Origin of the sequence: Streptomyces sp. NPDC127595 (assembly GCF_042671685.1) — a bacterium.
In the GTDB taxonomy this organism is placed as follows: Bacteria; Actinomycetota; Actinomycetes; order Streptomycetales; family Streptomycetaceae; genus Streptomyces.
On the sequence record NZ_JBHXWK010000026.1, the window covers coordinates 1 to 7,484 of the forward strand.

The 7,484-nt window shown below is 67.2% G+C and carries 8 protein-coding genes and 1 rRNA gene; all 9 read left to right on the top strand.

What is annotated here, in order from left to right:
- Positions 1-77 (top strand): 5S ribosomal RNA (gene rrf / locus ACFVKT_RS39960); the annotation flags it as partial.
- Between the two features lie 84 nt (positions 78-161).
- On the top strand, positions 162-806 hold the full coding sequence (locus ACFVKT_RS39965; RefSeq protein WP_385741876.1) for an HAD family hydrolase: 645 nt from the start codon (positions 162-164) through the stop codon (positions 804-806).
- Positions 807-941: 135 nt separating this feature from the next.
- Positions 942-2,174, top strand: coding sequence for an MFS transporter (locus ACFVKT_RS39970; protein ID WP_385741879.1), 1,233 nt, complete (start codon positions 942-944; stop codon positions 2,172-2,174).
- Positions 2,125-3,297, top strand: coding sequence for an acetoin utilization protein AcuC (locus ACFVKT_RS39975; protein ID WP_385741882.1), 1,173 nt, complete (start codon positions 2,125-2,127; stop codon positions 3,295-3,297). Before ACFVKT_RS39970 ends, ACFVKT_RS39975 begins: the two co-directional genes overlap by 50 nt.
- A 224-nt stretch (positions 3,298-3,521) precedes the next feature.
- Complete coding sequence (locus ACFVKT_RS39980) at positions 3,522-4,337, top strand: phosphatase (protein ID WP_385741885.1); 816 nt, start codon at positions 3,522-3,524, stop codon at positions 4,335-4,337.
- 129 nt (positions 4,338-4,466) lie between these two features.
- Positions 4,467-4,679, top strand: coding sequence for a helix-turn-helix domain-containing protein (locus tag ACFVKT_RS39985; protein ID WP_004984898.1), 213 nt, complete (start codon positions 4,467-4,469; stop codon positions 4,677-4,679).
- Between the two features lie 184 nt (positions 4,680-4,863).
- The gene (locus ACFVKT_RS39990) at positions 4,864-4,962 is read left to right on the top strand and encodes a 30S ribosomal protein bS22 (protein WP_003948845.1); all 99 of its coding nucleotides are present in this window, start codon (positions 4,864-4,866) and stop codon (positions 4,960-4,962) included.
- 318 nt (positions 4,963-5,280) lie between these two features.
- Entirely contained in the window at positions 5,281-6,342 is a 1,062-nt protein-coding gene (locus ACFVKT_RS39995) for an NAD-dependent epimerase/dehydratase family protein (protein ID WP_385741888.1), read from the top strand.
- A gap of 14 nt (positions 6,343-6,356) precedes the next feature.
- Positions 6,357-7,406, top strand: coding sequence for a lysophospholipid acyltransferase family protein (locus ACFVKT_RS40000; RefSeq protein WP_385741891.1), 1,050 nt, complete (start codon positions 6,357-6,359; stop codon positions 7,404-7,406).
- Positions 7,407-7,484 lie beyond the last annotated feature (78 nt).

Sequence of the window (7,484 nt, forward strand, 5' to 3'; positions counted from 1 at the left end):
CGAACCCGGAAGCTAAGCCTCACAGCGCCGATGGTACTGCAGGGGGGACCCTGTGGGAGAGTAGGACGCCGCCGAACTATCTTTAGAGAGAATGCCCCCGTACCGGGAAAACGGTACGGGGGCATTCTGCGTTCAGGGTCGCTTCGTTTTAATGTTGCAGCATGCGCTATGAATTGATCATCTTCGACAATGACGGCGTCCTCGTGGACAGTGAGCCGATCTCCAACGCTTTCCTTGCCGCGTATCTCACCGAGCTCGGGCATCCCACCTCGTACGAGGAGTCCCTCCGCGACTACATGGGCGCCGCCATGCACCGCGTACACGACCTGGTCGAGGAGCGGACCGGGGAGCGGCTGCCCGCGGACTTCGATGATGTCTTCCATGCGCGCGTCTTCGCCGCCTTCGAAAGGGAGTTGGAGCCGGTTCCGGGCGCTGTGCAGGTGCTGGAGAAGCTGGCTGCGGACGGAGTGCCGTACTGCGTGGCCTCTTCCGGGAGTCATGAGCGGATTCGTGTGGGGCATCGGAAGACCGGGCTCGACCGGTGGTTCGACGAGGGGCGCATCTTCAGTTCGCAGGATGTGGGGCGGGGGAAGCCGGCGCCGGATCTGTTTCTGTACGCGGCCGAGCGGATGGGCGTGGCGCCGGAGAAGTGCGTCGTCGTGGAGGACAGCCCGCTGGGGGTTCGGGCGGCCGTCGCTGCGGGGATGGATGTGTACGGGTTCACGGCCATGACTCCCGCCGGCCGGCTCTCGGGGGCCACTCGTCTCTTCTCCGACATGGATCAGCTGGCTGACCTGCTCGTATGACCGGCTACGGTGGTGAGCTGTCGTCGGGTGTCCTGTCCTCCAGTAGCCCTGGTCCGGGCCGAGTTGAAGAGCTGAGCAGAATTCATCTTCGGTTGGATCTACCCACGGGTAGGCCTGGGCCCTACGCTCGCGGCCATGACAGATGTGCTGCGGCGCGGCAGGGCCTCGCTCGCGTTCAGCTTCTTCGCCCAGGGCGTCGCCTTCGCGCTGCTCGTGACGCGTATCCCCGCGATCCAGGACCGCTACGGGATCTCCGACGCGCTGCTGCCCGCATTCCTCGCCGCCGTGCCCGTGCTGGCCGGAGTCGGGAGCGTGGCCACCGAGAAGCTGGTCAAGCGGGTGCGGCCCAGTCGCGTACTGAGGTGGTCGCAGCCCGTCGTACTTCTTGCTCTGCTCGGTGTCGCGTCCGGTGACCATGTGGCCGAGGTGGCGGTCTCGCTCGGCGCTTTCGGGCTCGCGGTCGGTGCGCTCGACGCCTCCATGAACATGCTCGGAGTGAGCCTCCAACGGACGTACGGGCGCAGCATCATGCTCGGGTTCCATGCCGTGTACAGCCTGGGCGGGATCATCGGGGCCTCGCTCGCGTGGGCGGGGGCGCACTGGCATCTGTCGCTGTTCGTCTTGTATCTGCCGGTCGTGGTCGTCCTGCTGCCGGCGGTCTTTGTCGGTAGCCGGTGGTACGTCGACGGGGGCGCCGGAGTCGGAGCGGTTGACGCCTCGGGTGCGGAGAAGGAGGCGGGGGAGGCCGGGCCTGTCGTCTTCAAGCTGCTGCTGCCGCTGTGTCTGGTGATGACCTTCGCGTACATCGGGGACTCGACGGTCTCCAACTGGAGTGCGAAGTATCTGCAGGACGTGCTGGGCAGTTCTGAGCAGCTCTCGACCGTTCCGTACAACGTCTATATGGTCACGACGCTGCTGGGGCGGGCCATCGGGGACTTCGGGGTGCGGCGGTTCGGGGCCGTGGCGGTCGTACGGGCGGGGGCGGTGGTCGCGGCGCTGGGGTTCGGTGTCGTGGCTGCGGCGCCGGGCGCCTGGGTGGGGATGGTCGGGTTCACCCTGTTGGGGCTGGGGCTGTGTGTGATCGTGCCGCAGACGTTCGCGGCTGCCGGGCGGCTCTTTCCGGGGGCTTCGGATACGGCCATCGCGCGGCTCAATATCTTCAATTACGTGGGGTTCTTGATCGGTTCGCCCTTGGTCGGGGTGCTGGGTGACGCCTGGAACTACCGGGGCGCCATGCTCGTACCCATGGTGCTGGTTCTGCTGACCTTGAGGTACGCCCGGTCGTTCGACGTTGAACCGGACCGATACGGTGAAGGGTATGAGCGGCCGCGCACAGCTGATGTGGGACGAGGCAGTAACGGGCTATAACTTCGGCCCGGATCATCCGATGGATCCGATCCGGCTGGTGTTGACGAGGAGGCTCGTCGACGCCTTCGGGCTCGATCGCGATGTTGATGTGGTCGCGGCGAAGCCGGCCGGGGATTCGACGTTGCGGCTCGTGCATCGTGAGGACTACGTGGAGGCGGTCAAGGCCGCTTCCGTGGATCCGGAGGCGGCGGACACCTCGTACGGGCTCGGGACCCTCGACGATCCCGCCTTCGCCGGGATGCACGAGGTGTCCGCGATGATCGCCGGGCAGTCGGTGGGTGCGGCGGAGGCGGTGTGGCGCGGGGACGCGGTGCACGCCGTGAACTTCGCTGGTGGGCTGCACCATGCGATGCCGGGGGGTGCGTCCGGGTTCTGTATCTACAACGACGCGTCGCTGGCCATCGCGCGGCTGCTTGAACTGGGGGCCGAGCGGGTCGCCTATATCGATGTGGACGTGCATCACGGCGACGGGGTGCAGGCGGCGTTCTGGGACGATCCGCGGGTTCTGACGATCTCGCTGCATGAGCATCCGCGGACCTTGTTCCCGCAGACCGGGTGGCCGGAGGAGACGGGGGGCGAGCGTGCGGAGGGGTCCGCTGTGAATGTCGCGCTGCCTGCGGGGACCGGGGACGCGGGGTGGCTGCGGGCCTTTCACTCCGTGGTGCCTGAGCTGATCGCGGACTTTCGGCCGCAGGTGCTGGTCACTCAGCACGGGGCCGACACGCACTTCGAGGATCCGCTCGCGCATCTCGCGGTGTCGCTGGATGCGCAGCGGGCTGTGCAGGTTGCCTGTCATGAGCTGGCGCATGACTACGCCGAGGGGCGGTGGGTCGCGCTGGGTGGGGGCGGGTACGAGGTGGTGGATGTGGTGCCTCGGTCCTGGACGCACCTGGTGGCCATCGCGGCGGGGCGGGAGATTTCGCCCGAGACGGTGGTTCCTGAGGGGTGGCGGCAGGAAGTGTTCGCTCGTACGCGGCAGTTGGGGCCGGGGCGGATGACTGATGGGCGGTGGCCGGTGTCCTGGGCGGAGTGGGAGTCCGGGTATGACCCGGCCGATCGGCTGGACCAGGCGGTGCTGGCTACTCGGCGGGCGGTGTTTCCGTTGCGGGGGTTGTTGCCGTAGGGGTGCCCCTTGGGTTTTCGCCCCCTCCGCCCCTACCCGTCCCTTGCTTCCTGGGGGCTGCCGCCCCCAGACCCCGGCCGTCGGCCTGAACGGCCTCGTCCTCAAACGCCGGACGGGCTGAAATACCCACCCCCGGCGTCGGGCTGAAAGTCCGTTACGCCAACTGTGCGGCCTTTTCGGGATTTTCGGGGTGAACACCCGGCAAATGCGTCAGCATCGCTGACGTGTTGAGCACCGGAGCTTTGCGTGCACACCTGTTGGCCGCGCGGTTGGCCGGGCCGGTGGCCACCTCGCGGGAGGAGAGCCTGCGCAGTTATCGGCTCTTCGCGGCTCGTGATCCTCGCGTTCTGCTCGGGCTTGATCCCGAATGGACGTGGCGGCAGCGGGACTTGATCGAGTTGATGGCGGACAAGTGTGGGGTTTCCGCCGACCCGTCGCACACTTCGGGGCATGATGTGATCGATCCTGAGCGGACCCTGGCGGCCCTCGACGCCTTCGCGAGGCGGCTCGGAGAGGCGGCCCGCAGGCGTGAACCGGTACTTCTCGGCACCGGCCACCCGCATCGACTGATCGGTTTCTACGCCGCTCTCGCGGACGCGCTGTCGGCGGCGGGATGTAGTGTCCTCACCCCCGCGCAGGGTCACTGTGTCGACATAACGACCCGGTTCGGTCTACGCACGTACAACCTTGACTACGTACAAGGTGTCGCGCTGGTGCGCGAACCCGGCGTGCGAGCCCCCGGTAGTGCGACGGGCGCACACACCCACTCACCCCTGCCGGTTCGTACCGTTCTGGCCGCCGCGGCGGAGGCCGGTGGACCGCTCCCGGAGCTTGTGATCGGAGACCACGGGTGGGTCTGCGGAGCAGGTCAACTGGGGTTCGAGGCGATGGGGCTGGCGGATACGGACGATCCTGCGCTCTTCGTCGGGGAGGCAGAGGGGCGGGTGTCCGTCGTCGTTCCGCTTGATGACGCTGTGCGGTCTGATTACTACCGACCGCTTACTCGCTATGTACTCAATCGAGCGTGTCTGTCACAGTAGGCGGCCGATGGCAGCTCCTCTTCCCCACTCGCATCACCCGCCCCTACTCTGGGGAGTGAGCACGCAACGACGAAGTGTCACCGGAAGGGGAAGCCGGTGACCGTCGAGTGCGGAAGGTTCAGGTGTGTCATGGCTGCAGCTGGCGAGAGGCCTCTGAACGAGGTTCAGTTCCTGACCGTGGCGGAAGTCGCCTCGGTGATGCGAGTGTCGAAGATGACCGTGTACCGCTTGGTGCACAGCGGTCATCTGCCGGCGATCCGGGTGGGGAGGTCCTTCCGGGTGCCGGAGCAAGCTGTTCACGAGTACCTCCGCGAGAGCTACGTGGGGGTGGAGACAGCCTGACGGCGGTCCGGGAGACCCTCCGGGCGGCTGTGGGAGATCCTTCGGGATCTTCCATCGATCGCCCGGAGATCTCCCGGATCACCTCGATTACGACCTCAGCGCTCGGACGGGTAGGCTGGCCCCTCATAGTCGTGTGGGCCCATGCAGCCCAGCAGCGAGTAAAGAGAAGTGAGCGAGGGTAGTCGTGGGCTCTGTTATCAAGAAGCGGCGCAAGCGGATGGCTAAGAAGAAGCACCGCAAGCTGCTCAAGCGCACTCGCGTTCAGCGTCGCAACAAGAAGTAAGCGGCGCCGCAAGAAGCGCGTACTGTGGCCCCTCGCCAACTGGTGGGGGGCCACAGGCATATCCGGTTGTGCATACCCGTCGCGCAAATCCGTCAGGGAAAGCCCAGGCGGACGGTGAGCTGATTCCGGTGCGCCGAATGGCTTGGTGCGATCGCACGTATGCGGATGTCGTCACTTCGTGCATCGGGCGGTCATCACAGCGCAACACCGACCCGCTAGGTTGGCCGCACACGGGGAACACGGCAGAGTACGAACCGAACCGAGCCGAACTGAGCTGCATCCGCATTCTGGAAGCATTCTGGAAGGAAGGCGCTGATCTTGGGGAAGGTCGTGCTCGTGACCGGAGTTGCCCGCCGACTGGGCGGCCGGTTCGTACGGCGGATCCAGCGTGACCCTCAGGTGGACCGGGTGATCGCCGTGGACGCGGTCCCGCCCGAGCACCATCTGGGCGGTGCCGACTTCATCCAGGCCGACATCCGGCACCCGACCATCGCGCGCGTGCTCGCCGAGACGAACGCCGACACGGTCGTGCACATGGATGTGACGGGCACCGCGCTGGGCAGCGGCAGCCGGACCACGGTCAAGGAGACCAACGTCATCGGCACCATGCAGCTCCTGGGCGCCTGCCAGAAGTCCCCCACGGTCAAGCGGCTCGTCGTGAAGTCCAGTACGAACGTGTACGGGTCCGCGCCGCGCGATCCGGCCGTGTTCACCGAGACCACCCCGCCCAAGTCGCTGCCCAGCGGCGGCTTCGCGAAGGACACGGTGGAGGTCGAGGGGTACGTACGGGGATTCGCGCGCCGGCGGCCCGACGTGGCCGTGTGTGTGCTGCGGTTCGCGAACATCCTGGGGCCGAGCGCCGATTCGCCGCTCGCCTCGTACTTCTCGCTGCCGGTGCTGCCGACCGTGTTCGGCTACGACCCGCGGCTGCAGTTCGTGCACGAGGACGACGTGATCGAGGTCCTGCGGATCGCCTCGCACGAGCCGGCGCGCGGGACGCTCAACAGCGGGACGTTCAACATCGCGGGCGACGGCCTCCTGTTGCTCTCCCAGTGCTCGCGGCGCCTGGGCCGTCCCACGGTGCCGCTGCTGCTGCCCGCGCTGTCCTGGGCGGGCACGGCCGTGCGTACCCTGGGCGTGACGGACTTCTCGCCGGAGCAGCTACGGCTGCTCACGCACGGCCGGGTCGTGGCGACCAAGCAGATGCGCGAGACGCTCGGATTCCGGCCGAAGTACACGACGGCGGAGACCTTCGCGGACTTCGCCCACAGCCGGGGGCCCGGACTCCTGCCCCCCGAGGCCGTCGCGGCGGCCGTAGACCGGATCGCCGCGCTGCCTTACCTGGGCGGCGGTCAGCCCCCGACGCAGAGCGCCAACTGAGGAGCGCATCAACGATGGCGGACGCCAAGGTCATTCCGTTCGACGACGACCGCTCGCGCGGGGGTGCGGTACAGCGCCCACCGCGCCGCCGTAGCACGGGCAGCCGGCGCACGGGCGAGCCCGTGGTGGTACGTGAGGTCCAGCCCCTGCCGAGCCCGGCCGCACAGCGGGATGATGTTCCCGTGACACGTGAGGAACAGCCGCCCCAGGAGCCGCAGGAGAGCGGTGGACTGGAGCGGCGCATCGCCGGGGGCCTGGCCTTCCTGCGCCGGCGGCTGACGGGCGACTACGAGGTCGACGAATTCGGTTACGACGCCGAACTCACCGACCAGGTACTGATGTCCGTGTTCCGCCCGCTCTACGAGAAGTACTTCCGCGTCGAGGTGAAGGGCATCGAGAACATCCCGTCCGAGGGCGGGGCGCTGATCGTCGCCAACCACTCCGGGACGCTGCCGCTGGACGGCCTGATGATGCAGGTCGCCGTCCACGACAACCACCCCGCGGACCGGCATCTCCGCCTTCTGGCGGCCGACCTGGTCTTCATGCTGCCGGTGGTCAATGAGCTGGCCCGCAAGGCCGGGCACACCCTGGCCTGTGCCGAGGACGCCGAACGGCTGCTGGAGCGCGGCGAACTGGTCGGCGTGATGCCCGAGGGTTTCAAGGGCATCGGCAAGCCCTTCAGCGAGCGGTACAAGCTCCAGCGCTTCGGCCGCGGCGGCTTCGTCTCGACGGCCCTGAGCCAGGGAGCCCCGATCATCCCGTGCTCGATCGTCGGCGCGGAGGAGATCTACCCGATGATCGGCAACGCGAAGACCCTGGCGCGCGTCCTGGGAATCCCGTACTTCCCGATCACTCCGACCTTCCCGTGGCTGGGTCCGCTCGGCGCGGTCCCCCTCCCCACGAAGTGGACGATCCAGTTCGGTGAACCGATCCGTACGGACGGCTATCCGCCGGAGGCGGCGGAGGATCCGATGCTGATGTTCAACCTGACGGATCAGGTGCGGGAGCAGATCCAGCACACGCTGTACAAGTTGCTGGTGCAGCGGCGGTCGGTCTTCTTCTGATCATGACTGTCTGATCATGGGTATACGTTTCTTCTGATCGTGTGGTGGTACGACGTCGGGGGCGCCCTTCCTGAGAAG

Excerpts from the sequence above, each read along its gene's own strand:
- ACFVKT_RS39965 (WP_385741876.1), top strand. The coding sequence starts at position 162 with ATGCGCTATGAATTGATCATCTTCGACAATGACGGCGTCCTCGTGGAC.
- ACFVKT_RS39970 (WP_385741879.1), top strand. The coding sequence starts at position 942 with ATGACAGATGTGCTGCGGCGCGGCAGGGCCTCGCTCGCGTTCAGCTTC.
- ACFVKT_RS39975 (WP_385741882.1), top strand. The coding sequence starts at position 2,125 with ATGAGCGGCCGCGCACAGCTGATGTGGGACGAGGCAGTAACGGGCTAT.
- ACFVKT_RS39985 (WP_004984898.1), top strand. The coding sequence starts at position 4,467 with ATGGCTGCAGCTGGCGAGAGGCCTCTGAACGAGGTTCAGTTCCTGACC.
- ACFVKT_RS40000 (WP_385741891.1), top strand. The coding sequence starts at position 6,357 with ATGGCGGACGCCAAGGTCATTCCGTTCGACGACGACCGCTCGCGCGGG.